This is a genomic window from Pseudoalteromonas sp. SiA1 (genome assembly GCF_018732205.1).
GTDB lineage: Bacteria > Pseudomonadota > Gammaproteobacteria > Enterobacterales > Alteromonadaceae > Pseudoalteromonas > Pseudoalteromonas tetraodonis.
The window spans coordinates 92,589-118,674 of the sequence record NZ_CP076085.1; the positions used below are offsets into that span (position 1 = coordinate 92,589).

At 40.2% G+C, this 26,086-nt stretch carries 18 protein-coding genes; 13 read left to right on the forward strand and 5 right to left on the reverse strand.

Annotated elements, in window-relative coordinates; translation table 11 throughout:
* Positions 1 to 2: 2 nt before the first annotated feature.
* The 3 genes from astD to KK487_RS15960 all read right to left on the reverse strand — a co-directional run bounded on the left by astD (position 3) and on the right by KK487_RS15960 (position 3,799).
* Positions 3 to 1,469 carry a succinylglutamate-semialdehyde dehydrogenase gene (astD, locus tag KK487_RS15950; RefSeq protein ID WP_024600889.1) on the reverse strand — a complete coding sequence of 489 codons (1,467 nt, stop codon included), beginning with the start codon at positions 1,467 to 1,469 and terminating at the stop codon, positions 3 to 5.
* Positions 1,470 to 1,477: 8 nt separating this feature from the next.
* Entirely contained in the window at positions 1,478 to 2,512 is a 1,035-nt protein-coding gene (gene astA / locus KK487_RS15955) for an arginine N-succinyltransferase (protein ID WP_013463229.1), read from the reverse strand.
* Positions 2,513 to 2,593: 81 nt separating this feature from the next.
* The gene (locus tag KK487_RS15960) at positions 2,594 to 3,799 is read right to left on the reverse strand and encodes an aspartate aminotransferase family protein (RefSeq protein ID WP_024600888.1); all 1,206 of its coding nucleotides are present in this window, start codon (positions 3,797 to 3,799) and stop codon (positions 2,594 to 2,596) included.
* Between the two features lie 191 nt (positions 3,800 to 3,990).
* On the opposite strand from KK487_RS15960, the gene KK487_RS15965 reads away from it, so the two are divergent.
* The 3 genes from KK487_RS15965 (at position 3,991) to KK487_RS15975 (ending at position 6,225) form a co-directional block, all read left to right on the forward strand.
* Entirely contained in the window at positions 3,991 to 4,419 is a 429-nt protein-coding gene (locus tag KK487_RS15965; RefSeq protein ID WP_013463231.1) for an Lrp/AsnC family transcriptional regulator, read from the forward strand.
* Positions 4,420 to 4,675: 256 nt separating this feature from the next.
* Positions 4,676 to 5,050 carry a hypothetical protein gene (locus KK487_RS15970; protein ID WP_024600887.1) on the forward strand — a complete coding sequence of 125 codons (375 nt, stop codon included), beginning with the start codon at positions 4,676 to 4,678 and terminating at the stop codon, positions 5,048 to 5,050.
* 149 nt (positions 5,051 to 5,199) lie between these two features.
* Entirely contained in the window at positions 5,200 to 6,225 is a 1,026-nt protein-coding gene (locus KK487_RS15975) for a GGDEF domain-containing protein (protein WP_013463232.1), read from the forward strand.
* A gap of 1 nt (position 6,226) precedes the next feature.
* Here KK487_RS15975 and KK487_RS15980 read toward each other — a convergent pair whose 3' ends face one another.
* Positions 6,227 to 7,150 (reverse strand): hypothetical protein, encoded by a 924-nt coding sequence (locus KK487_RS15980; protein WP_058155990.1) that lies wholly within the window; start codon positions 7,148 to 7,150, stop codon positions 6,227 to 6,229.
* 384 nt (positions 7,151 to 7,534) lie between these two features.
* Between KK487_RS15980 and KK487_RS15985 the strand changes: the two genes are divergently transcribed.
* The 10 genes from KK487_RS15985 (at position 7,535) to rluF (ending at position 22,962) form a co-directional block, all read left to right on the forward strand.
* Positions 7,535 to 7,837, forward strand: coding sequence for an isoamylase early set domain-containing protein (locus KK487_RS15985; RefSeq protein ID WP_013463235.1), 303 nt, complete (start codon positions 7,535 to 7,537; stop codon positions 7,835 to 7,837).
* A gap of 9 nt (positions 7,838 to 7,846) precedes the next feature.
* Positions 7,847 to 9,835, forward strand: coding sequence for a 4-alpha-glucanotransferase (malQ, locus tag KK487_RS15990; protein WP_128583283.1), 1,989 nt, complete (start codon positions 7,847 to 7,849; stop codon positions 9,833 to 9,835).
* Positions 9,836 to 12,058, forward strand: coding sequence for a 1,4-alpha-glucan branching protein GlgB (gene glgB / locus KK487_RS15995; RefSeq protein ID WP_058155994.1), 2,223 nt, complete (start codon positions 9,836 to 9,838; stop codon positions 12,056 to 12,058).
* Entirely contained in the window at positions 12,051 to 14,114 is a 2,064-nt protein-coding gene (gene glgX / locus KK487_RS16000; RefSeq protein ID WP_051894360.1) for a glycogen debranching protein GlgX, read from the forward strand. The genes glgB and glgX overlap by 8 nt, the downstream gene beginning before the upstream one ends.
* A complete protein-coding gene (locus tag KK487_RS16005) occupies positions 14,107 to 16,632 on the forward strand; it encodes a glycogen/starch/alpha-glucan phosphorylase (RefSeq protein ID WP_036954834.1) in 2,526 nt (841 codons plus the stop codon). The genes glgX and KK487_RS16005 overlap by 8 nt, the downstream gene beginning before the upstream one ends.
* Before the next feature lie 20 nt (positions 16,633 to 16,652).
* A complete protein-coding gene (glgC, locus tag KK487_RS16010) occupies positions 16,653 to 17,927 on the forward strand; it encodes a glucose-1-phosphate adenylyltransferase (protein WP_013463240.1) in 1,275 nt (424 codons plus the stop codon).
* Positions 17,928 to 17,985: 58 nt separating this feature from the next.
* On the forward strand, positions 17,986 to 19,518 hold the full coding sequence (locus tag KK487_RS16015) for a glycogen synthase (protein WP_024600881.1): 1,533 nt from the start codon (positions 17,986 to 17,988) through the stop codon (positions 19,516 to 19,518).
* Between the two features lie 83 nt (positions 19,519 to 19,601).
* A complete protein-coding gene (locus tag KK487_RS16020) occupies positions 19,602 to 20,816 on the forward strand; it encodes an EAL and HDOD domain-containing protein (RefSeq protein ID WP_024600880.1) in 1,215 nt (404 codons plus the stop codon).
* 12 nt (positions 20,817 to 20,828) lie between these two features.
* Complete coding sequence (locus tag KK487_RS16025) at positions 20,829 to 21,929, forward strand: DUF418 domain-containing protein (RefSeq protein WP_502704884.1); 1,101 nt, start codon at positions 20,829 to 20,831, stop codon at positions 21,927 to 21,929.
* A gap of 43 nt (positions 21,930 to 21,972) precedes the next feature.
* Positions 21,973 to 22,962: a 23S rRNA pseudouridine(2604) synthase RluF gene (rluF, locus tag KK487_RS16030; protein ID WP_024600878.1), complete on the forward strand. Its 990-nt coding sequence runs from the start codon at positions 21,973 to 21,975 to the stop codon at positions 22,960 to 22,962.
* Between the two features lie 57 nt (positions 22,963 to 23,019).
* Here the strand turns inward: rluF and KK487_RS16035 are convergent, their stop codons facing one another.
* Positions 23,020 to 26,085: an efflux RND transporter permease subunit gene (locus KK487_RS16035; RefSeq protein WP_036954831.1), complete on the reverse strand. Its 3,066-nt coding sequence runs from the start codon at positions 26,083 to 26,085 to the stop codon at positions 23,020 to 23,022.
* Position 26,086 lies beyond the last annotated feature (1 nt).

Here is a 26,086-nt window from a genome sequence, read left to right on the forward strand (position 1 = left end):
TGTTATTCAATTATTAAGCCCGGCGCGAGGGTTTGCGGTAAGTTAACTTTTTCTGACTCTACAGAGGCCACTGGGTATGCGCAATAATCTGCAGCGTAGTATGCACTGGCTCTGTGGTTGCCACTGGCACCTATACCACCAAATGGCGCTGCGCTTGATGCGCCTGTAATAGGGCGGTTCCAGTTAACAATACCGGCACGAATACGTTTTAAAAAGTGACTGTAATCATCTTCGCTATCAGCAAGTAAACCAGCAGATAAACCAAAGCTGGTGTTGTTTGCTTCTGTTATAGCGCTATTGAAATCAGTGTAACGATATACTTTTATAAGCGGGCCAAAGTGTTCTTCATCGGCAATTTCGCTTATATTAGTGACATCAATAATGCCCGGGCTTACAAACCCAGTGCCTGATTTTAACTGTTTAAGCTCAACAAGAATCTCAGCACCTTGTTTAACTAGCTCAGCTTGCGCTGCAACCATGCCTAATGCGGCTTTTTCACTGATCATGGCACCCATAAAAGGTTGATCGTCCGCAAAGCTATCGTCTACTAGGATATTTTTGGTGGCGCTGATCAGCTTTTCTAAAATAGCATCGCCATTGGGCGACTTTTCAATAAATAAACGGCGTGCACAAGTACAACGCTGACCCGAAGTAATAAAGCCCGATTGAATAATATCGTGCACGGCGGCGCTAACATCAGCAACATCTTTAACCACTAGCGGGTTATTACCGCCCATTTCAAGCGCTAAAATTTTACCTGGGTGGCCGGCAAATTGTTTATGTAATAAATGACCTGTGTTTGAGCTACCAGTAAAAAATAGGCCATCTATATCTTGATGTGAGGCCAGCGCTTTACCTGTTTCTAACTCACCTTGAACAAGGTTTATAACCCCAGCAGGTAAGCCTGCTTTTAACCATAGTTCTAGCGTAAACTGCGCTACATGAGGAGTTAATTCTGATGGTTTAAATACCACGGTATTACCGGCTAGTATGGCTGGTACAATATGGCCGTTTGGTAAATGCCCAGGGAAATTATACGGACCAAAAATAGCGACCACACCGTGAGGTTTGTGGCGAATAAAGGCTTTTGCACCAGGCATTGGGTTTTCGGTTGTACCAGTACGTTCATTGTAAGCACGGATCGCAATGGCCACTTTGCCTTTCATCGCGCCCACTTCTGTGCGTGTTTCCCATAGCGGTTTACCTGTTTCACGAGCAATAATAGTGGCAAACTCTTCGCTGTGTTCTTTTAGTTGGGCTACGAAGTTTTCTAAAATAGTAATACGTTGCTCAATTGGCATGTCTGCCCATTGAACTTGCGCGGCTCTTGCCGCTTTAATGGCACTGTCAACTTGCTCTGCGTTGGCGCCATTACCTTGCCATACAATTTCACCATTACTTGGGTTAATAGAATCAAACGCTGGGCCTTTGCCTACAAGCCATTGATTATTAATTAGTTGTGTGTTCATAAATAATGTTACAGGCGGAAAAATCGCGCTGCATCTCCTTGTTTTAAATGAAGTGCATCAGCTACTTCTTGGCTGATGATTAAGGTGTGCTTTGCCTGATTGTAATGAGCATGTTTAGTAAATGTGGCTCTGAAATCGCTAACCCCTTGATTACAAATAGCAAGGGTGTCTGAGCTTTGCTCATTGATATGTTCAAGCTCGCCAATAGTAATAGGGCACACCTGTGAATCACGAATACTGCGAATATTACCGAGCTTTGCTTCTACTGTGGGGCCTGCGTCAAATAAATCAACGTATCCGCGGTGTTCAAAGCCTTCTTTTTCAAGCAGTTTAAGTGCTGGTTTGGTTTTATCATGCACATGGCCAATCACCGCTTGTGCTTTTTTGCTCAGCAAATTCACATAGATAGGGTATTTAGGCATGAGTTCGCTAATAAACACTTTATCGCCTAATCCCACTAAATGGTCGGCTTGTGGGAATTCAATGCTAAAAAAGTGTTCCTGCAACCATTGCCAAAATGGCGAGTGACCGTCTTCATCGCTAACACCACGCATCTCAGCAATTACTGTGTCGGCAAAGCGCTCGCTGTGTTGCGCCATAAATAAAAAACGTGAACGTGATAAAAAACGTCCCGTCAGGCCTTTTCTACTGTCTTCACGTAAAAATAAAGTACATATTTCTGAGCAGCCAGTGTAGTCGTTACACATACTCAAAATATCTACGGTATTGTAAACGTTTAAAGTGGGTGAATGGTGAACGGTTTTACCTAGATGATAATGATACAAAGGTACAGATAACCCGACGGCCGCTTCAATGGCGGTAGTACCAATTACCTTGCCGGTTTCACTGTCTTCTAAAACAAATAGATAGCTTTCGTCGATGGGCTTATCTACGTTTTTAGTAAAACTGTTTTGCGCACGATCAATTTTTTCTTGTAGTTGCCCATCATCGACAGGTAAAGAGGTAAAGCCATGGCCAGACTCAATGGCAATCTCTTTAAGTGCTGCAAAATCATTGACAGTAATAGGACGTAATACTTGCATTAACTACTTGCTCCAACAACATATAAAATCCTGAGGTAAACGTGTGTTTGCCTCAGGACTTAGTTATGTTTTACTTAGTTATTAACCGTTTACTACATCGCTTACTGCTTTTTCAAAGCGAGCTAAGCCTTCTTTAATGTCCTCAAATGGAATCACTAATGAAGGTGTAAAACGAATAACGTTCATACCGGCTACTAAGTTCATTAAGCCGTTATTTGCACTTGCTACTAAAAAGTCACGAGCACGGCCTTCAAATTTCTCATTTAGTACCGCACCGATTAGTAAGCCTTTACCACGGACTTCGCTAAATACATGGTATTTTTCATTAATTGCATTTAAACCATCACGGAACATTTGTTCACGCTCTTTTACGCCATCTAATACAGCAGGCGTATTAACGGTATCAAATGCCGCTTCTGCAACAGCACAAGCCAACGGGTTACCACCATATGTAGACCCATGCGTGCCTACTTTTAGGTGTGCTGCAATTTCAGTGGTGGTGATCATAGCGCCAATTGGAAAACCGCCACCTAAGGCTTTAGCCGTAGTTAATATATCAGGAATAACATCTAAGCCTTCGTATGCGTATAAGTGACCTGTACGGCCAACGCCTGTTTGCACTTCATCAAAAATAAGTAGTGCGTTGTGTTTAGTACACAGTTCACGTACTTTTTGTGCAAATTCATTAGTTGGTGGCACAATGCCGCCTTCACCTTGTAATGGCTCCATCATTACCGCACAGGTATCATCACCAATTAAGGCTTCAAAAGCGGCAATATCATTGTAGTCACAATGAACAATATCAGCAGGTTTTGGACCAAAACCGTCAGAATAAGCAGCTTGGCCACCCACTGTTACAGTGAAAAATGTACGACCATGAAAACCTTTATTGAAAGCAATAATTTTAGTTTTTTCAGCACCAAATTTATCCAGTGCAAAGCGACGTGCTAATTTTAATGCTGCTTCGTTTGCTTCAGCCCCTGAGTTTGCAAAGTAAACTTTTTCAGCAAACGTGGCATCAACCATTTTTTTAGCTAGACGAAGAGCTGGCTCATTGGTCATTACATTTGATAAGTGCCAAATTTTTTCGCCTTGCTCTTTAAGTGCACCGACTAATGCAGGATGGCAATGCCCTAAACAATTAACTGCAATACCACCGGCAAAATCGATAAATTCGTTATTGTTCTGATCCCACACACGTGAGCCTTCACCGCGAACAGGAACAACAGCCGAAGGGTTGTAATTAGGGACCATTACGTCGTTAAATAAATCTCTGGTTACTTGCATTTTTACACCTAAATTATTCACATAAAAAAATACGTTGCTGAAAAAATAACGATAAGGTCAGGATGATTCAGCAATACAATGTGTTTTACTTATTAAAAATGTCATTATCAAAGGTTATGAATGAAATTTGCAGTGCTATTTTGTGAAAAATGATTAGAATAATAGTCAAATTAACGAATTTAATTAGCATTATGATAACTCCCCAAGATGAAAAACTACTCTCAGTATTAAAAACGAACGCCCGCGCTAGCATTTCTGACTTAGCAAGGCATTTGAGTTTATCTCGTTCAACGGTGCAAAGCCGAATGCTAAAATTAGAGCAAAGTGGGATCATTAAGGGTTATAGCGTTGACTTTGGAGATGACTTTTTAAATAGCTTGGTCTCTGCGCATGTTTCAATAAAAGTAAAACAGAAGCTAACAACAAAAACTAATATTGAATTAAAGCAAATTGATGCGATTTCTCAGTTGTATGCAATCAGTGGAGAGTTTGATTTAATTGCTATTGTAGAAGCACAGAACCTTGAGCAGTTAAGCCACTTACTTGATGATATTGGTAACTTAGATGGGGTAGAGCGTACCCGTTCATCGGTTATTTTAGAGACTAAATTTAAGCGTTAATTCGATTTATTTAGTACATTCAGTGAGCATTAATTATTTGCATTTAAGCTAACTTGATTGTAGTCTACTTGATATTAGGAACAAGGAATGTTTTTAACCAAATCAATAGGCTTATTGCCCTACATTTGTTGCAATCCTCCAGTACTTAAAAAATCTCATCAATACAGTTATTAATCTTATTAGCATTGGCTAATAAGGTGTGAGTGAAATAGGACGTTTTTGGCACCACTGGGCTAAGACTTTACAAGGAAATGTTATGAAATACACAACAATGGCTGCTGTGGCATTATTAATAGCTGGCTCATATTTAAGTGCAAAAGCGACTTTATTTGACCCTGCACAGAGCATAACGGTTGAAACTTACAGCGATATATTCTTCAAATTAGAATCCTCTCCTGTCAGCATTAATGAAATTATTACCGGGGCGAGTCAATTTGCCGATAGCTTGTGTGATGAAAGCATCTACCAAGAAGTAATTGGCGAATCGGTAAACTCATGTAAGCAAAAATTCAAACAATCTCAAGCACAATGTGCTGAGTTTATAATAAAAAATAACGAGCCTATGTACACTGATAAAGTGGCAATAACACAGCTCTCTGAGAAGTTTATTAATTGCATGACCAATAGCTAAAATAGCGCTTACAGTTCTTAATTTATTAAAAATGCGGCTCCTAAACTGGATGAGCATTGATGCTTTAATTTTTATTTAGCATATTCCACTGCGTGGTCTATGCTAAATTTTATTAATGCTCAAACGCCCAGTTTGCTTTAGGGAGTACAATGCAAGAAAATTTACTGAATTCAGTCATCAAAATAACAAAAAATAGAGATGTAGATTCTCTTGAATATAGTTTGATATCGACCATCCAAGAATTTATAGGCTGTAAAGAAGTCTCAGTTTATAAAGATATAGAAGTTCAAGGCCAACTGACTATTGAGCAAAGTCTTTGCTTAAAAGTGACGGGTGAAAAGCAATTCGAGTGGGTACAACGACAAATTGTTGCACAGCCTGAGGATGAACTTCTATCGTGTTTACGTTCTGCCTGTATTATTACTGTTCAGTCTGCCGATGGAATTGAACGCCGTTGGCTCCCCATTACCCGCCAAGAAAAAACAGTTGCTGCCATTTCTGTGGTTTCAAAAAGTTTAGATAGTTCGGCTCAAGTGATGCTAAATGCTTTTTGCCGCATATTTGAAAACTATTTAGTGATACTCCATGAAAACGAAAGAGACAAATTAACGGGTCTGTTAAATAGACAGACCTTTGAGAAAAAAATAAAACAGCTAATTGAAAAACAAGTATTAAAAATGCACGGCTCATCCCGAGATAAAGATAAAAGGCAACAAAAGCAGGCATCAACATCTTGGCTGGCTATTTTAGATATTGATCATTTTAAAAATATAAATGATCAATACGGTCATATCTGTGGAGATGAAGTGTTACTCGTATTAGCGCAAAAAATGCGTCACTTTTTTCGCTCAACAGATTTAATTTTTCGTTTTGGTGGGGAAGAATTCGTGATTGTTTTTGAGCCCACAGATGCTGACTCAATCAGTAATAAAATGGCTGAATTTATACAGCTCATTAGAGATACATCGTTTCCTTTTGTTGAAAATATGACGATCAGTGCTGGTTTAGCGCGTATTAGTCCTTATGATTTTCCAATTGCAGTGCTAGAAAGCGCAGATAAAGCGCTTTATTATGCAAAAAATAATGGCCGAGATAAATTTTGTATCTATGAAGATTTACTTGCCGAGAACTTAATCAGTGTACAAGTTAATTCCTCAGAAATAGATTTATTTTAAACTACTGCGGCTGAGGATGGCTTCGCTGCACTTTCACTTTGGTTACTTGGTCGAGCTTTATAAAATAAACATTGCCGCCAATGCCTTTAAACTCCTCATCGGTAAAGGCGATTGTATTGTCATCATAAAAGGTGATTGCCTCTTTTTGGGTTACAATACCTAAGTCAATTTTAAATACATCGCCAGAGAAAAACTTATCGCCTTTAAAGTTTTCAAACAGCCAAATACTGGTTGAATCTAATAGCGCGAGCTTTTTTCTATCTGGGCTAAGTGCTGCGGATGTGATCCAGCAAAGCTTTTCCATGGTGGTGCACGTTTTAAATGAATCTATCAGCTGGGCATCAAAATTCGCTGCATGGTCACCTACTTTGTAAACGTTAGTAATTCCATCGAATGGCTCTGTGCGATTTTTAGTAAACAAGTATAAATGTCGACCAAAAGCCACAAACGCTTCTAAGTCATAATTACGTTGATCAGGTTGTATTGGGCTGCCATCTAATTCTGGGTAGGTAAACTTTATAATTTCAGCTTCTGTTGTATTGGTTTTTATATCTATAGGGTTTTCTATTTTATAAATTGTTAGCCATTTACGATCATTTTTATTATTACCAAAGTCGCCTAAAAAGAAATGACCAAACTTATTTTGCGTCATATCTTCCCAATCTATATTTTTTGCATTCGTGACGAGTACTTCTTTTGCAATTGAACCATCGTCATTGAGCCTATAAAGCTTAGGCTCGTCGCCACTGTCGTTAATAGCCCAAAGCCGTTTATGTTTATCAAACTCAATGCCTGAAATTTCTTTTAGTTTTGGGTCTACAGAGACCACCTTTTTACTATATAGTGTATAAATTGAACTGCCTACAACAGCCGTAATGATGCTAAAGACGATAACAGAAGTAATAAGGATGCTTTTTTTCAACATTGTATTTAAGTGTTCATCGGGTTGGCTGAGTAGATAGTTATTATCGCTGATGATGTTGTTAAGCTAAAGGTTTTTATAGTTTTAATGTAGTAATAAAAATTAATAAGTATGTGTATAAGGACAAAAGCAAATTAATTAGCTGTTATGGTGTAGTTGGTTTAAAAGTTGCTCAGTTGCAGTGCTTACTTAAAAATCAGTTTTAATGGTTAAAATTGCACCAAACCAGTGCGGTAAAATAAATAACGCACTGTAATAATGCGTAAATAAAGTTTTGATTAACTTTAAAGCTGTTTTTATGTGAATGAATGGATTCCACATCGCCTTTTTAAGCTGTTTGGCCTGTGGCAAAGATGAATAACCCTTATGGTTTAGTTGGAGCCTATTATGTTGAATAAACGCTTTTTTAAAACAAAAAATGAAGCAGAAGTAACCTTTGAATTTTCTCACCCAGATGCAGATGATGTCTGTTTACTTGGAGAATTTAATGATTGGCAGCCGGTGCCAATGAAGCACAACAAAAAGCTTGGCGTATTTAAATGCAAGCAACGTCTTCCCGTTGATAAAGAGTTTCATTTTCGCTATTTAATAAATGGTAAACAGTGGGATAACGATCATCAGGCTGATGGGTATATTGCTAATAATTTTGGTACAGAAAATAGTATAGTAAATACACAACGCATTAATTAAGGTCGCTGAATGGACGCACTATCGCAATTGTTTTATTTGCATGGTATTGGTTACGAATACACTAAGTATACGGGTGAACACGTTATATTTAGCGAAGACACCCGTATATCTGCTTTGCACTGCTGTGGCGTTGACACACGTGATACGGCGCAAATAACCCAGTTAAATTATCAATTGGATGCGGCTACATGGTTAACACTCGCACCTGCTGTTAGCATAATAGATCAGGCTAGTAATGTGCTAAAGGTGCGTGTTAATGAAGCTGATACGCATCACAAAATTACATTAACTGTGGCAGCATTAAATATAAAGCTGCAATTTGAACACATTGCTCAGTATGCAGCATTAGGTGAGTACTTTGTAAATGGGTGTCGTTATATAGAAATAGCGCTACCACTGACGCATTTACCAACCGGCTATTATGATGCGTTATTAACGATGGGTGAGCAATCAGCTAAAACACAAATTTGGTCTACCCCTGAACAAGCCTACCAAATAGCGGATAAAAAACGCTTTGGCTTATCAATTCAGTTATATACATTAAAAAATAAAGCCGGACTCGGGATTGGCGATTTTAGTGATTTACTTGAGTTGGCAACCTTATGTGCAAAGCAAAATATGGATTATATTTTACTTAACCCATTGCACTTATTGTTTGCAGATAACCCTGAGTGCGCCAGCCCCTACAACCCAAACAATCGTGCCTTACTCAATCCGCTATATATCGCAATTAATTTATCGCCAGACAGCTTTAACAATCCGGATTTAACTGAGTTGTTATCTGCTTATACCTCAAGTAAATACAGCGACCAAGATGTAGCCTTTATTGATTATAAAACGGTTACTGAGTGTAAATATGCTGCTTTTAAGCTGCTTTTTAAGCATTTTCAACAACAGGGCAGTCAAGCACGGCAAAACGAATTTAGTGCGTTTTGTAAACAGTACAATGATGTGCTGGCTATGTTAGAAACTACAGAGCCCACATTTGAATATTACCTCCAATGGCAAGCACACAGCCAACTTACGCAATGCCAACAGCATTGTATTGCCCAAGGGATGGCGATTGGTTTAATTAATGATTTAGCGGTGGGCTGTGCTAATGAGGGCACTGAATTTAAATATCAGCAGGGATTATTTAGTCAAGATGCAACCCTTGGTGCACCACCAGATCCTTGGGCACCTAACGGCCAAAATTGGGGGCTACCAGCAATAAACCCGCAGCGCCTTGCTGACAATAACTATCAGTTTTATCGTTCACTCATACGCGCTAATATGGATGCAGTAGGCGGGTTACGAATCGACCATGTAATGGCGATTAGGCGTTTGTGGTGGTGTTTCATAAACAATAATACCCAAGATGGCTGTTATGTGTACTACCCATTTGAGCATTTATTAGCAATTTTAAAAATTGAATCTCATCTTAATCAGGCCATAGTAATAGGCGAAGATTTAGGGGTTGTACCACCTGAGGTAAAAGAGGCACTGGTTGATAGTGGCATTTTCTCAAACAGCTTATTTTATTTTGAAAAACAACAAAATGATGAATTTGTAAATAGCGATGACCTTAGCGATCAATGCCTGCTAATGATAGCCAATCATGATGTACCGCCATTTGTGGGCTGGTGGCAGCATAGCGATTTAAAAATTAAACAGCAGTATGGGCTGATTGATACTGATGAGTATCAGCAGTTAGTTCAGCAGCGAGAGCAAGAGCAACACCGGTTATTACGCTTTTTAAATCCACAAAACACTTCCTTTTCACTTAACACGGATGCTTTTGATGTTTATAGCGCTTTGGCTGTATGTTTAGCTAAATCGCCGTCTCGTTTATTTGCATTACAGCTTGATGATTTAGACAAGCAACACTACCCAGTCAATATTCCTGGCACCGATAAAGAGTATCCTAATTGGCGACGGGTACTCACACATACATGCGACGATATTTTTAAAGATAATGCTGCTCTTTTGGCTGCAATACATTCAATAAGGAATGCGTAAATGGGCAGTACTAAAAATAGGGTATCAACGCAATTAGTTGATTATGACGCACAGGTAAACGCATTAACTGCAGGGCGATTTAAAGACCCGTTTAGTTTTTTAGGCGCGCACAACACCCAAAGTGGCACTGAAATACGCGTCTATTTGCCAGCGGCATTACGCGTCGAACTGTTAATTGATGGTCAAGTTATTAGCACGTTACGCTATAAACACAGTGATTTATTTATCGCTGAGTTATCAAGCATGCCTAGCAGTGTTTACCAATGCCAGGTTAGTTATGAAAATAGCGATGTTACATTTTATGATGAATACAGCTTCAGCAGTACATTGGATGAACAGGCTATGTACTTGTTTAACGAAGGTAGCCTTGAGCATGCTTATACTCACCTAGGTGCGCAATTTACTACACAACAAGGGGTAGATGGTGTTCGTTTTTGTGTGTGGGCGCCTAATGCCGCCAGTGTATCGGTTATTGGTGAGTTTAATTTTTGGCAAGCGAATCGCCATTTTATGCGATTTCATCCGGCAAGTGGGGTATGGGAATTATTTATCCCGGGTTTAAGTGCAGACATGTGCTACAAATTTGCTATTACTACGCTCAGTGGCGAAGTTTTAGATAAAGCCGATCCTTTTGCATTTAAAATGCAGCAAGCACCGGGCACTGCCAGTATATTACAGTACAAACCAGCGCCTATTTTGCTAAGTGAACAAGCGATTATAAATCGCCAAAAGCGTAATCATATTGATGCCGCTATTAGTATTTATGAAGTGCACTTAGGCTCTTGGCAACGCGCTGAGCATAACCGTTACTTAAGCTACACCGAGCTTGCAGATAAGCTTGTAGGCTACGTGATTGAAATGGGGTTCACGCATTTACAACTTATGCCGATCAGTGAATACCCGTTTGATGGCTCTTGGGGTTATCAGCCAGTAGGGCTGTTTGCACCTACGAGCCGCTTTGGTGATTACAACAGCTTTAAATACTTAGTTGAGCAATGTCATAAAGCTAACATAGGCATATTACTTGATTGGGTTCCTGGGCACTTTCCAAGCGACCCACATGGCTTACATTGCTTTGATGGCACCCATTTATACGAACACGCTGATATGCGCCAAGGGTTTCATCCTGATTGGAACACTTATATTTATAATTATGACCGCCCTGAAGTAAAAAGCTTTTTAATTTCTAATGCGATGTATTGGCTTAGCCAATTTGGCATAGACGGACTGCGTGTAGATGCGGTGGCGTCAATGCTTTACCTTGATTACAGTCGTAAAGAAGGACAGTGGGTAGCTAATTGTTATGGCGGTCGAGAAAACTTAGGGGCAATAGAGTGCCTAAAACAAGTGAACTTACGCAGTTATAAAAATAACCCCGGCATTATGATGGTTGCCGAGGAGTCAACGGCTTGGCCTGGGGTCACGCAAAGTGTTGAACACAATGGCTTAGGTTTTGGTTATAAATGGAATATGGGCTGGATGAATGACAGCTTAGATTATATGCAGCAAGATCCGTTATTTAGAAAATATCACCATCATAAAATGACATTTTCTATGGTGTATGCATTTAGTGAAAATTATATTTTACCGCTAAGTCATGATGAAGTGGTGCATGGCAAGGGATCACTACTAAACAAAATGCCCGGTGACGATTGGCAGCAGTTTGCAAACTTACGTGCTTATTATGCGTTTATGTGGGCACATCCAGGCAAAAAATTACTGTTTATGGGCGCCGAAATAGCACAGCGTAAAGAGTGGGATCATGACCATTCACTAGACTGGCACTTGCTTGAGCATCAAAGCCATCAAGGGATTCAGCATACGGTTAAACGTCTTAATCAAGTGTATCAAGCGCATCCATCTTTATATGAGCTCGATAGCTGTGCAACGGGCTTTTCATGGATAGATAATAATAACAGCCAGCAGAGTATGTTTAGCTTTATTCGTTATGCTAAAAATGCTGACCAGTTTATGGTTATTGTCGCTAACTTTACACCAACGGCTTATCAACACTACACCTTAGGTGTGCCAGCGAAGGGCACATATAAAGTGGTATTAAATACCGATGAAGTTTGCTTTTTTGGCTCAGGTTATCGTGTCACAGAGGATAAAAACCAGCTTATCCATTCAGTCGTTCAGCCAAGTCATGGGTTTGATCACAGTATTACAGTTAATATTGGTGGCTTAACCACACTTTACTTAGAAAAGGTGAATGATGAGTAATTGCTTTGAGGTTACTCAGGGTGCGCCTTTGCCACTGGGTTCGAGTGTACAAAACCAAGGCGTCAACTTTGCCTTGTATGCCCCTAATGCAAGCCAAGCTTTTGTGTGCTTATTTGATAAAAGTGGTCATACAGAAATATTAAAAATAGCCATGAATATTAATGAAGGCGGCGTATGGAGCATTCATATAGCCCCATTAAGCACAGGCGCATTGTATGGCTTTAGGGTTGATGGCGAATACATCCCAGAAAAAGGCATGTTATTTAATGAGCATAAATTACTGATTGATCCGTATGCAAAAGACTTGTTTAACGAATTTACTTGGAGCGAACGTCATTACGGGCAAATGCCCATTGGCACTAAAAGCGTGGTTAATAATGCGATAGATATGCCTAAATCAAAAGTGACTGCGCCGGTTGCTTATTCAAATAATAAGCCACAGCATAGTTGGGCCAATACCGTTATTTATGAGTGCCATGTTAAAGGTGCTACCTGTCGCCATCCTGATATCCCTAAAGCGCTACAAGGGACATTTTTAGGTTTGAGTCATCCCAGTTTTATTGAGCATTTAAAAAGTTTAGGGGTAACGGCTATTGAGCTTTTGCCTGTGCATGCTTTTATAAGCGAACAGTTTTTAACCGCTAAAGGACTGCAAAATTACTGGGGCTATAATAGTCTTAATTTTTTTACTCCTCATAAAGACTATTTGGTTAATGACGATATAAACGAATTTAAACAAATGGTGAGTGAGTTACATCGCGCCAATATTGAAGTTATTTTGGATGTGGTATACAACCACACCGCAGAGGGAGGAAATGATGGCCCTATTTTATCTCTGCGAGGGCTCGACAACCTGACATATTATCGCACCATTGAGCGGCAACCCAATGTTTATATTAATGATACAGGGTGTGGCAATACGTTAAATATCGATCACCCTAAAACCTTACAATTGGTACTCGACAGCTTACGTTACTGGGTTGAAGTTATGGGCGTTGATGGCTTTCGATTTGATTTAGCCACCATTTTAGCGCGTTCAAATACGGGCTTTAGTGCGTCTCACACCTTTTTACAAGCAATTGCCCAAGATCCTGTGTTAAATAAAGTTAAACTGATCAGTGAGCCGTGGGATATAGGCCCTGGTGGTTATCAGCTTGGTGCATTTCCTTCACCTTGGCGAGAGTGGAACGATCAATATCGTGATGTGATTAAACGCTTTTGGCAAAGTGAAAAAGGCATTATTAGTGATGTGGCAAAGCGTTTACATGGCTCGTTTGATATTTTTGAACACAGTAACCGAGGCCCGCTAAATAGCATTAACTTTATTACCAGCCATGATGGGTTTACGTTAGCCGACTTAGTCAGTTATGAGCAAAAACATAACCAGGCCAATGGTGAAAACAACCAGGATGGCCATAGCGCTAATTATTCGTTTAACTGCGGGGTTGAGGGATATACCAGCGACCCAGAAGTAATGAGTTTGCGCTTACAACAACAAAAAAACTTTCTACTCACCTTATTACTCTCCAAAGGCGTGCCAATGATAGCCGCTGGCAGTGAGATGGCGCACTCGCAAGGCGGTAATAATAACGCTTATTGTCAAAATAATCGCACCAGCTGGCTTGCCTGGAAAGACTCACAACTGAATCATTCATTGATTCAGTTTATTGATGATGCGCTAAAAATCAGGCGTGGTCACAGTGCATTTAAACACAGTGTGTTTTTGGATGATATTGATGAGCGCTTCACCGTTAAGTGGTTTACCGAGCAAGGTAAAAAAATGGATGAAACACATTGGCATGAAGATACACGGCAATTTTTAATGTATAGCTTACTTGATAAGCAAAATAAGCATGCGTTATTAATTATTCTTAATGCTAGTAAACTGCCTGTGGTCTGCCAATTACCACAATCGCCCATTATCGCGCCATGGACGTTAGTATTATCAAGTGTAAATAACGCATCATCTGTTATTCAAGAAGATGCAACCGTGAATATTTCAGCACAAAGTAGTTGGGTTTTTAGTGCCAATTTAGAAGGCGATGATTATGACTAAGCAAGACGAGCAAGTGTGTGTAGTAAAAGGCTGGCAAGCAGGCCCAGTGATAGACGAAAGTACTTTAAGTGATGATTTAACACGACACTTTTATTACACCTTAGGGCGTGATGTGGTGGGCGAGTCACAGCTGTATTTGTATCATGCATTAGCACTGACGATCAGAGACCGGTTAGTGGCACGCTGCAGGGAAACCAATCAACAAATAAAACAACAAAAACGCCGTAAAACAGCCTATTTATCGTTAGAGTTTTTAATGGGCAGAGCGCTGGGTAATGCAGTATTAAATCTAGATTTAGAATCACAAGTTACAAAGGCACTGCAAGCTTACTGTACTGAGCTTGAAAGTGTTGAACAAGCTGAGCATGATGCCGGTTTAGGCAATGGCGGCTTAGGGCGACTAGCGGCCTGTTTTTTAGATAGCTGTGCCAGTTTAGCGCTGCCAGTAGTCGGTTACGGTATTCGTTATGAATATGGCATGTTTAATCAGTCAATAAAAGAGGGTAATCAGGTTGAGCAACCAGATAACTGGTTACGAGAAGGTCATCCTTGGGAATTAAGCGCACCGGAGCAAGCTAAACGGGTTAAGTTTTCTGGTTATGTACAAAGCTACACCGATAAATTTGGCCGTGAGCATCGCCAATGGATCAGTTCTCAAGATGTATTAGCAGTGCCTTATGATGTACCTATTCCGGGCTATAAAAATAATATTGTTAATACCCTTAGACTTTGGAAGTCTGAAGCAACGGACGAATTTAATTTAACAGAATTTAATGCCGGAAGTTATTCTGAAGCAGTAGCACAAAAAAATCTCGCTGAGCAAATAACCATGGTGTTGTACCCTAACGACAGCAGTGAAAATGGTAAAGAGCTGAGATTACGTCAACAATACTTTTTATCATCGGCAAGTATTCAAGATGTACTTACACAATGGATTGAACAATACGGTAATGATTTTACTGAATTTGCTCAGCATCATGTGTTTCAGCTTAACGATACCCACCCAAGTATTGCGGTTGCCGAGCTGATGCGAATTTTAGTTGATGACCATGAACTGGATTGGGATCAGGCATGGAATATCACCACCAAAACCATGGCTTACACAAATCATACCTTACTACCAGAGGCATTAGAGAAGTGGTCGGTATCGTTATTTGCTAAATTATTACCGCGTATTTTAGAGATTATTTATGAAATTAATGCCCGCTTTTTAGCCGAGGTGGCCATGCATTGGCCAGGTGATGTGCAAAAACAACGGGATTTATCATTAATTGAAGAAGGGGGCGAGCCGCAAATACGTATGGCCTTTTTAGCCATTGTCGGCAGTTACTCTGTCAATGGTGTGGCAGCGCTACATACGCAGTTATTAACCGCGGGTTTGTTTAAAGATTTTTACGCGCTATGGCCTGATAAATTTAACAACAAAACCAATGGTGTTACTCCACGGCGCTGGCTTGCATACTGCAATCCGAGTTTAAGCCAGATCATTAGCGAAAAAATAGGCAAAGACTGGATAGGTGATTTTGCACAAATTGGCCAATTACGTCGTTACTACGATGACCCGCAGTTTCATATAAAGTGGCATCAAGCAAAACAGCAAAACAAACAACGCTTCGTTGATTTAGTAAAACAAAGATGTGGCGTAGAGTTTGATATCAATATGCTATTTGATGTGCAGGTAAAACGTATTCACGAATATAAGCGCCAGTTACTTAACATTTTACACGTTATTCATTTATATGACCGCATACGCCGTGGCGACACACAAGGCATGGTGCCTCGTTGCGTTTTATTAGGTGGTAAAGCAGCACCGGGTTACATGATGGCTAAAAAAATCATTAAACTCATTAATAATGTTGCTGAGGTGATCAATAAAGACCCACAGGTATCTGCTTTTCTAAGAGTCGCGTTTTTACCTAATTATAATGTCACCGCCATGGAAACCATTTGCCCTGCAACGGACTTATCGGAGCAAGTATCAACCGCAGGCAAAGAGGCCTCAGGTACCGGCAACATGAAGTTTATGATGAATGGCGCGCTAACAATAGGCACCCTAGATGGCGCTAATATCGAAATACGTGACGCTGTTGGGGCTGAGAACTTCTTCTTATTTGGCGCACAAGCTGAGCAGATTGACGACATAAAAGCACATTATAACCCCAGTGAAATAATTGCGAATAACCCTGATTTGAATAGTGTGATGCACTTACTCGAAAGTGGCCATTTCAATCTATTTGAACCTGGCTTATTTGACGATGTGATTAATGGCATTAAAAGTAACAACGATCCTTGGTTAACCGCCCATGACTTTGCCAGCTATATAGCTGCGCAACGTGATGTTGATAAAGCCTATGCAGATCAAACCTACTGGACTCAAATGAGTATTTTAAATACTGCCGCCAGTGGCTCATTTTCTAGTGACAGAACAATTAGTCAATATTGTGATGATATATGGCATTTAACTCCACTAGATACCACACACCAAACAGTAAAAACAAACACTGACACTAATAGCTGACACTAAACGGAGAGAGTAATATGCCCAGTTATGCAAATCGTTATATAAGTAATTTAACAAGAGAAACCTACGCTTTAATTCTTGCCGGAGGTCGCGGTTCTCGCTTGCATGAGCTAACCGACTGGCGTGCTAAACCCGCCGTTTATTTTGGTGGTAAACATCGTATTATTGATTTTCCACTATCAAATTGCATTAACTCAGGTGTAAGACGTGTCGGAATTGCAACGCAATATAAATCACACTCACTGATTCGCCATGTAAATCGAGCGTGGGGGCATTTTAAAAAGGAATTAGGTGAGTCAGTTGAAATATTACCTGCGTCACAGCGCCATGGTGATGAATGGTATTGCGGTACTGCCGATGCGGTATTTCAAAATATGGATATTATTCGCCATGAGTTACCTAAATATGTAATGATTTTATCTGGCGACCATGTGTATCGTATGGATTATGGCGGGCTGTTGGCAAAGCATGTAGAAAATGGCGCCGACATGACGGTATGCTGTTTAGAAGTACCGGTTGAAGAAGCTGCGGGTACCTTTGGTGTGATGACGGTTGATGAAGAAAGTCGTGTACGTCGGTTTGACGAAAAACCTGCCGAGCCCAGCTCAGTGCCTGGTAAACCAGGCACCTGTTTAGCATCAATGGGAAATTATGTATTTAATACTGAGTTTTTATTTGAGCAGCTACAAAAAGATGCGCAAACAGAGGGCTCAGGGCGTGATTTTGGCCATGATATAATTCCGGCTATTATTGAAGAGCATAATGTGTTTGCCTACCCGTTTAGAGATCCCGCACAGGTAGGACAACCCTATTGGCGCGATGTGGGAACTCTAGATTCGTTTTGGGAAGCAAATATGGAACTGGTTATGCCAGAGCCTCAACTGGATTTGTACGATCCTACTTGGCCAATTTGGACTTACCAAGAGCAACTTCCTCCTGCCAAATTTATTTTTGATGATGATGATCGCCGAGGGATGGCGGTTGACTCAACGGTGTCGGGTGGGTGTATTGTTTCCGGCTCTTTAGTGAGAAAATCATTATTATTTTCTAATGTACATATTCGTTCATATTGTACCATTGAGGAGTCGGTCATTTTACCCGGTGCTATTGTAAATCGAGGGTGTAAAATTAAGCGAGCAATTATAGATAGAAGCTGTGAGATCCCACCTGGATTAGAGATTGGTTTTGATCGTAAAACCGATGAAGCCAATGGATTTCGGGTATCAAAAAAAGGGATTGTATTGGTCACCCGCGATATGCTGATGAAGTTAGACAATAAGTCACATCGTTAATAAATAATAATTAAAAGAGCAAGGCGAAAGCCTTGCAGCAAACTATAAGAGTAAATTAATGCATGTATTAATGGTTGCTGCAGAGAATGATGCGTTACCTAATGCCAAAGTTGGTGGTGTTGCTGATGTTATTCGTGATGTACCAAAGGCGTTAGTGGCGCAGGGGCTGACGGTAGATGTGGTTATTCCTGATTATGGTTTTGAACTAGGTGAGCGCTGTTTTATTGGTGAAGTGAGTGTGGCATTTAAGTCAGAGACACACGTTTTATCTTTGTTTGAAATTACACAGAATCAAAAAGGGGTGAGGCAAATAGTTATAAGTCATCCTCTTTTTAGTCAATCATTGAGTGTGTATTGTAACGACAACGATAATAGACCATTTGCTACCGATGCAACCAAGTTTGCACTGTTTAATGCCGCTATTTGTGAAGCCCTGATACAGGGCGTATTAACACAACCCAACACTTTACATTTGCATGATTGGCACAGTGCCTGTGTGGCCGTGTTACTTAAATTTAATCCTCGTTATGGCAAGCTTGCTAAGCTGCGCTTGGTATATACGGTGCACAATTTAGCTTTGCAGGGAATTCGTCCTTTTAAAGGGGATGATTCAAGCTTAGAAGCATGGTTTCCCTCGTTAAGTTACGACGGGCAACGATTATGTGACCCTCGTTATCCGCATTGCTTTAACCCTATGCGCAGTGCCATTAATTTAGCCGACAAAGTACATGTGGTTTCACCGAGTTATAGCCAAGAAGTGCAAATAGCAAGTAATGACGCCCACGGATTCTTTGGTGGCGAAGGACTTGAACGAGATTTACAACAAGCGGCTGAGCAAGGCAAATTAATTGGCATACTCAACGGCTGTGATTACGCAATTCAAGACGAACATGAAGCAACCTATAGTCAGCTATTAGAGCAAATAGAATCGACTTTGTTTAGTTGGATGGCAAAAAGCGCGCAATTACACAGCAGCCACTACATCGCCCATCAGCGTGTTTTACAATTTATGGCGTGTGATAAGCAAGGGCCACTTGTAACAAGTGTAGGGCGGCTCACTGAGCAAAAAGTATTGTTACTTTGCCAGCAACAAAGCAAAGACCTGACTATTGATTCAGTGTGTCAGATCATTAATCAATTTAAGGGGCGTTTACTTGTGCTGGGCTCAGGCGATAGTAAACTTGAACACCTTTTTACCTGCGCCATGGCACGTAATAACAACTTTTTGTTTTTAAAAGGCTATGGGCAAGATGTTGGCGATTTAATGTATCAATTAGGTGATTTATTTTTAATGCCGAGTTCTTTTGAGCCCTGTGGGATTAGCCAGATGCTCGCAATGCGAGCCGGCCAACCTTGCTTAGTGCACAGTGTCGGAGGTTTAAAAGATACCGTAGAGCATAATGTCAGTGGATTTTGTTTTAACGGCGATACGCTAAGTACACAAGCTGATGCACTCTTGCAGAGTTTAACTGAGGCACTTAGCCTATATCAAACAAACCCTAAGCAATGGCAAGCAATAAAAAGGCGAGCTGCTGATGCACGATTTAGTTGGGATAGTGTGGTAACTGATTATATAACATACTTATATTAAAAAATTTTATAAAGTTCAGTGACATCCGTTCTTATTTACGCTTTAATTACTTAGTCTGGTGGAAATAATATAAAGTAGGTAATGTGTCTGTATTTGTGGCAAGGCAAGCAATACTAAATCGGAATCAAAATGTAGTTGCTTATGAACTGCTATTTCGCGATAGTCCTGAAAATTGCTTTCCTGGTGTATCTGATGGTCAAGCAACGGCGAGGCTTATCATGGAAAACCAGCTTAACCTAGGTACTCGTCACATTACCTCGGGTAAAAAAGCATTGATCAATATTGGCCCTGAGTCATTAAAACTTGATTTGTGTGATTTTTTACCTTGTAAAGATGTTGTAATTGAATTACTTGAAACCATAGAGCCCACCGACGATACCTACGAGCTATGTCGCAAGCTATTTCACAGTAACTACAAATTAGCCCTGGATGATTTTGTTTATACGCCGCAGTGGGAGCGCTTTTTAAAGCTGGTCAACTTAATTAAATTTGATATTCGCCTTACTCCACTTGCTGAAATTCCGCTGGTGGTTAATAAGCTTAAAAAGTACAAAAATATTAAACTACTAGCCGAAAAAATAGAAACCGATGAAGAATATAAATTGGCCCGTAAAATGGGCTTTGATTATTTTCAAGGTTATTATTTTGCGCGCCCAGTGATGATAGAACAAAAAGATATTCACTATAATTACGGCCTAGTGATCGCTATTTACTCAGAAGTAATGAAGCCAGATCCTGATGTTAAAGTGATCACCGGTTTATTTGAGCTTGATGCGGCATTGGCCTACAAGTTACTGCGTTTATTAAATAGCGGTGTGTTTCCGCTACAAAGCCAAATTTCGTCGTTAAAACAAGCGTTAGTTTACCTCGGCCAAGCACGTTTAAAAAAGTTTGTTAGTTTAATTGTCACTGCCCATACAGCACGCTCTAAGCCTATAGAGCTCATGCAGATGTGCGTTATTCGCGCACGGTTTTGTGAATTAATAGCCGCTAAAGTTGCTAAGCAGGTTCAAGGTGAAGCATTTTTAACGGGGCTTTTTTCACTGCTCGATGCTATTTTAGACAAGCCAATGGACTTGCTGGTTGATAAACTTCCATTCCCGGAAGATATAAAAGCAGCGTTAACTGGTGAAAAAAATAACTTATATTATATCCTTGAAACAGTAAAAGCCTACGAAACAGGAAGCTGGTGGGCGCTTGAGAATGCAGTATTACTGATTAATTTAGACAGTGCTTTTTTACCAAAATTATACAAACAAGCGGTACAATGGGCCGATAGCTATAAAGATAATATTTAGGGAATTCATGCTTTGCGCAATTATAATATGGACTTTATAAGGGGCATAGCCGTACTTGGTCTGGTATTTATTAACTGTTTTTCCTTCGCTATTTTCGAGCTTAATTATACGCCACTCACAACACCACCACCTAGTGATCAGTTTCTAAACATACTAAGCCTTATATTTGTTGAAGGGCGGTTTCGCACTTTATTCACTTTACTGTTTGGTGCGGGTCTTTATATTCAGTATCAGCGATACCAATGCACTGAGCCACTAAAAAAACGATTACATTGGCTAATTGTGTTTGGCTTAATACATGGTTTTTTATTGTGGGCGGGCGACATTTTGTTTTTATATGGGGTGTCAGGTTTATTTATATTGCGCTATTTAGATTACACGAATGAAGAGCTTAAAAACAAAGCTGCGCTTTTTACTTTTATTTCTTTAATGACTATTGCCATATTTATGTTAGGACTTAATGAGGCGCCATTATACAGAGATTCCCCCGAGTACTACGAAATATACACTAGTTACTACCAAAGCATCGGTGCTCACTTTAGCCAAAATATAGCAATGAGCGCCTATATGTTGTTGGCTGTGCCTATTTTATTATTGTGGGCTAGTGCTGGGTTTATGCTAATTGGTATTTTGGCTTACAAATACGGTGTGTTTAGTAAAGGGCTTAGTAAGGCGCTGCTTATTAAGCTTATTCTATTAAGTGCGTTATTTATTAGCTTAAGGTTAATGTTAGTGCCATACAATCAAGGTATTGGTTATGCCTTACAAGAGCCTGTTAATGAACTTGCTGCCTTATGTGTTGCACTGCTTTATATTCATTTAATCGTTAAACTTTGTGACAACAGCGCCCACATAGGGGGGCTTATCCAACAAGTTGGACGCTTAGCGTTTACTTTATACATAAGCCAAACCATTATGCAGTTATTATTGTTTAAAGTGTTTTTTCCGCAGTGGACGCTCAAATTTAACCGACTCGATTATTGGCTCGTCGCTATTAGCTTAGTGATTGTACAGCTTATATTTACAGCTATTTATTGCCGGTATTTTAAGCAAGGCCCGCTTGAATACCTATGGCGTAAATTAGCGAAAATTAACCGCGAAAAAATAGCTTGAGTAGTTTAAACTATGCGCCTTTATATTTAAGAAGATTTGCCTGATGACAGACTTGAAGCGTTTAAATAAATTTATTAGTGAAACCGGGTTTTGCTCTCGCCGCGAAGCCGATAAATATATTGAGCAAGGTCGTGTTACCGTTAATGGCGAATTACCAGAAATGGGTGTTAAAGTTGCCCAATCAGATGTAGTTTTGGTTGATGGTAAACCATTAAAAGCACCACCTAAACGTGTGTATATTGCTTATAATAAACCTGTGGGCATTACCTGTACCACAGAGCGTAAAATTCAAAGTAATATAGTTAAAGCCGTTAATTATCCTGAACGTATATTTCCGATTGGTCGTTTAGACAGACCCTCAGAAGGGCTGATTTTTTTAACCAATGAAGGCGATATCGTTAATAAAATCTTACGAGCTGGCAATAACCACGAAAAAGAATATGTGGTTACTGTAGACAAACCACTTAATCGTCAGTTTGTAAATAAAATGGCGAACGGTATTCCTATTTTAGATACCGTGACTAAAAAGTGTAAAGTTACTCAGACTGGTGCGCAGCAATTTAGCATTATTTTAACCCAAGGTTTAAACCGTCAAATTCGCCGTATGTGTGAATACTTAGGTTACGAAGTGGTTACACTAAAACGTGTGCGTATTATGAACGTAACTCTCAAAGGCTTAAAAGTAGGGCAGTGGCGACATTTAAGCGACGCTGAAATGGCGGTCATTAACGACTCAATTGCTGATTCAGGTAAAACGCAAGAACACTCACTTTATGATGATACTGAACAGCGCAATTACACTGAACAAGCTAAAAATAGTGGCGCTAAATCTGCTCATAAGCGTGACTTTCAGGGCGGGAAACTACGTCGTGAAAATAATGACGAGCAACAAAAGCAAGCTAAAAAAAGTAGTCGAAATACGCCTTATCAAAAACGCTCTACTACTTATGTGGGTAAATCAAATACTCACAAAGCAAATACTGCCACAGGAAACAAAACCCGCAGCAGTGGCACGTTAAGCTTAAAAAAGTAATTAAGCTTGTGTAAAAAAGCAAATAAAAACGCAGCCTTAGCTGCGTTTTTTGTTAGCCTACTGTTTAGGGTAATCAATCCTAAATACCACAGTGTATAAAACCGGCACTACAATTAGCGTCAGTATGGTGGCAAACCCTAAGCCAAACATAATGGTGACCGCCATCGACTGAAAAAATACATCGAATAGTAATGGGATCATGCCAAGTATTGTCGTGATAGCGGCCATGGCTACAGGGCGCACACGGCTTACGCCTGAGTCAAACACTGCTTGATATGGCGATTTACCTTCACTCAGTTCTAAGTTTATTTGATCAACCAGTACAATGCCGTTTTTAATTAGCATGCCGCTTAAGCTTAATAAGCCCAGTAGCGCCATAAAGCTAAACGGCGCATTCATCACTATTAAGCCTGCACTAACACCAATAATAGCCAGCGGTACAGTTGCCCAAATAACCAAAGGTTTTTTCACTGAGTTAAACAGTAATACTGTTACTGCAAACATTGCTAAATAGCCCAGTGGTAACGAGCCAAAAATAGCCTTTTTCGCTTTGCTTGATGATTCGAACTCGCCGCCCCATTGCATTTCATAGCCACGGGGTAAATCAATTGCTTCAACCTCAGCGCGAACCCGAGCAAATAATTTTGCAGGCGTTTCATCACCCAAAACATCATGATCTGCCATCACAGTAATGGTGCGTTTACGATCGCGACGCATAATTAAGCTGTCTTCCCACTCAACAATAAATTCATCAACCACTTGGGTAACCGGCACAAACACGCGTAAAACAGGGCTATAAATTTGTAAATCGTGAACACTGTCTACATTTAAACGCTCGCTTGCCGGTGAACGGGCAATAATAGGCAATAATTGCGTACCATCACGATATACACCTACTTGCTTACCCGACAGGCTCGTTAACAGAACTTGGTCAAGATCAAATTTGGTGATCCCTAAACGGCGCGCTTTTTGTTCATTAAATTGCGGACGAATCATTTTAGTGCGTGCACGCCAATCATCTCGAATGTTAAAGGCACCGTCGTCTTTAGCGATAATCTCTTTAGCCTGTGATGAAAGCTGTCTTAAAACAACCGGATCGGGGCCTGAGAACCGCGCTTCTATTTTGGCATCAGTTGAGGGGCCAATCTCCATTGGTTTTACTTTTAACTTTGCTGACAGTGGATGTTGCTTTGCGTAATCGCGCACTTTTTGCATGACTTTTGCGACGGCTTCACGATTGGTGACACGAATAATTAACTGTCCATAAGCAGGGTAGGATTTTTCAGGCGCGTAAGTCAGCATAAAACGCGGCGCACCTTGGCCAACCGTACTGGTGATTTCTGTGACCAGTTCATTCTTTTGTAAATAAGCTTCTAGCTGCTTAATGCCCTCAAGGGTTGCGCGAATATCAGCGCCTTGATCTTGCCAGTAATCGACATAAAACATCGGGGTATTCGAGGCTGGAAAAAATGATTGCTTCACAGCACCAAAACCCACTACAGCGCTGCATAAAAGAGCAACCATAAGGACTAAGGTTGTTTTTCTAAAGCGCATAGCTAAATTTAATATCGCTTTATAACCATTGAATATGATGCCTTGGTAAGGGTCTTCATGCTCTTGATTATGTTCGTGTTTAAATTCGGTTTCTTTAAACATCAAGTGGGCAAAAAACGGCGTGAGCGTAATTGCGGTGATCCAGCTCAAGAGCAAAGAAATAAACAGCACCCAAAATAAGCTACCAGCAAATTCACCACTGGCATCTGAGCTTAAACCAATCGGTGCGAAAGCGGTTATGGCAATAACTGTTGCGCCAAGTAGTGGCCACTTAGTTTGATCGACAATATTAACTGCCGCTTTAAGCTTTGTTTGTCCGCGCTTGAGGTTGATGAGAATACCTTCGGTCACAACAATGGCGTTATCGACCAGCATACCTAGTGCAATAATTAGCGCACCTAATGATATACGTTGTAAGTCAATCGCAAACAGCTTCATAAATATAAATGTGCCTAATACGGTCAGTAATAATATACCGCCGATTAAAACCCCACTTTTAAAGCCCATAAAAATAAGTAGTACTACAATAACTATTGCAATGGCCTCTATTAAACTAACAATAAAGCCATCTACCGACTGCTCTACTTCTTTAGGTTGGTTATACACTGAGCTAATATCAATACCATGCGGGCGTTGATACTCAAGAGATGCTAAGTGCTCATCTATGTGTTTACCCACATCAACAACATTGACCCCAGACATAAACGACACACCAATAAGCAGAGCCTGTTGTTGATTGTAATGAATCACATTGGTCGGTACTTCAGCATATTCACGGTAAACCTTTGCAACATCGCCTAGATAAATGAGTTCGCTGGCACCTGATTTTGAAATTAGTAAGGTTTCAAGTTCTTTTACATCTTTAAATTCACCAGTAGGGTGCAAGCGAATAGACTCATCACCCACGCGAATACGTCCAGCGTTAGATACGGTGTTTTGTGATTGCAGTAAATCATAAATATGACTAGGCGCAATACCGAGTTGGGCAAGCTTTTGCGTCGATACCTCAACCATTACTTGTGGCTGCTGTTGTCCCGCAATTGTAACTTTACTCACTCCTTTGACTAAAACAAGTTCTCGTTTTAAATAATCAACATAGTCTTTTAATTCATCATACGAGTAGCCATCGCCCGTGACGGCAAACATAACGCCGTAAACATCGGCAAAATCATCAATCACATTACTGGGGTAAACACCACTTGGCAGCGACGGGCTAAGGTCGTTAATTTTACGACGCATTTCATCCCATATTTGTCTAAGCTCTTGTTTACGATAGGTGCTTTTCATTTCTACGGTAATTTGTGATTTACCATTGGATGAAATAGAGGTGACATAATCAACATAAGGGAGCTGTTGAATGGCATTTTCAATCGGAAATGTGACTTCTTCTTCTACTTGCTGTGGAGAGGCGCCCGGGTATAAAGTGATCACCATGGCTTTTTTTAAAGTGAATTCAGGGTCTTCCAGCTGGCCTAAATCAAAATAAGACACACTGCCGCCAATTAACAGCAACAGCGTAAACATCCAGCTAATGACCTTTTTCTCAATAGATAGTTGCGCAAAGCCCATA

Bases quoted from the DNA above. Each gene is read 5' to 3' on its own strand.
- astD (WP_024600889.1), bottom strand. From the start codon at position 1,469: ATGAACACACAACTAATTAATAATCAATGGCTTGTAGGCAAAGGCCCA.
- astA (WP_013463229.1), bottom strand. From the start codon at position 2,512: ATGCAAGTATTACGTCCTATTACTGTCAATGATTTTGCAGCACTTAAA.
- KK487_RS15960 (WP_024600888.1), bottom strand. From the start codon at position 3,799: ATGCAAGTAACCAGAGATTTATTTAACGACGTAATGGTCCCTAATTAC.
- KK487_RS15965 (WP_013463231.1), top strand. From the start codon at position 3,991: ATGATAACTCCCCAAGATGAAAAACTACTCTCAGTATTAAAAACGAAC.
- KK487_RS15970 (WP_024600887.1), top strand. From the start codon at position 4,676: ATGAAATACACAACAATGGCTGCTGTGGCATTATTAATAGCTGGCTCA.
- KK487_RS15975 (WP_013463232.1), top strand. From the start codon at position 5,200: ATGCAAGAAAATTTACTGAATTCAGTCATCAAAATAACAAAAAATAGA.
- KK487_RS15980 (WP_058155990.1), bottom strand. From the start codon at position 7,150: ATGTTGAAAAAAAGCATCCTTATTACTTCTGTTATCGTCTTTAGCATC.
- KK487_RS15985 (WP_013463235.1), top strand. From the start codon at position 7,535: ATGTTGAATAAACGCTTTTTTAAAACAAAAAATGAAGCAGAAGTAACC.
- malQ (WP_128583283.1), top strand. From the start codon at position 7,847: ATGGACGCACTATCGCAATTGTTTTATTTGCATGGTATTGGTTACGAA.
- glgB (WP_058155994.1), top strand. From the start codon at position 9,836: ATGGGCAGTACTAAAAATAGGGTATCAACGCAATTAGTTGATTATGAC.
- glgX (WP_051894360.1), top strand. From the start codon at position 12,051: ATGAGTAATTGCTTTGAGGTTACTCAGGGTGCGCCTTTGCCACTGGGT.
- KK487_RS16005 (WP_036954834.1), top strand. From the start codon at position 14,107: ATGACTAAGCAAGACGAGCAAGTGTGTGTAGTAAAAGGCTGGCAAGCA.
- glgC (WP_013463240.1), top strand. From the start codon at position 16,653: ATGCCCAGTTATGCAAATCGTTATATAAGTAATTTAACAAGAGAAACC.
- KK487_RS16015 (WP_024600881.1), top strand. From the start codon at position 17,986: ATGCATGTATTAATGGTTGCTGCAGAGAATGATGCGTTACCTAATGCC.
- rluF (WP_024600878.1), top strand. From the start codon at position 21,973: ATGACAGACTTGAAGCGTTTAAATAAATTTATTAGTGAAACCGGGTTT.
- KK487_RS16035 (WP_036954831.1), bottom strand. From the start codon at position 26,085: ATGGGCTTTGCGCAACTATCTATTGAGAAAAAGGTCATTAGCTGGATG.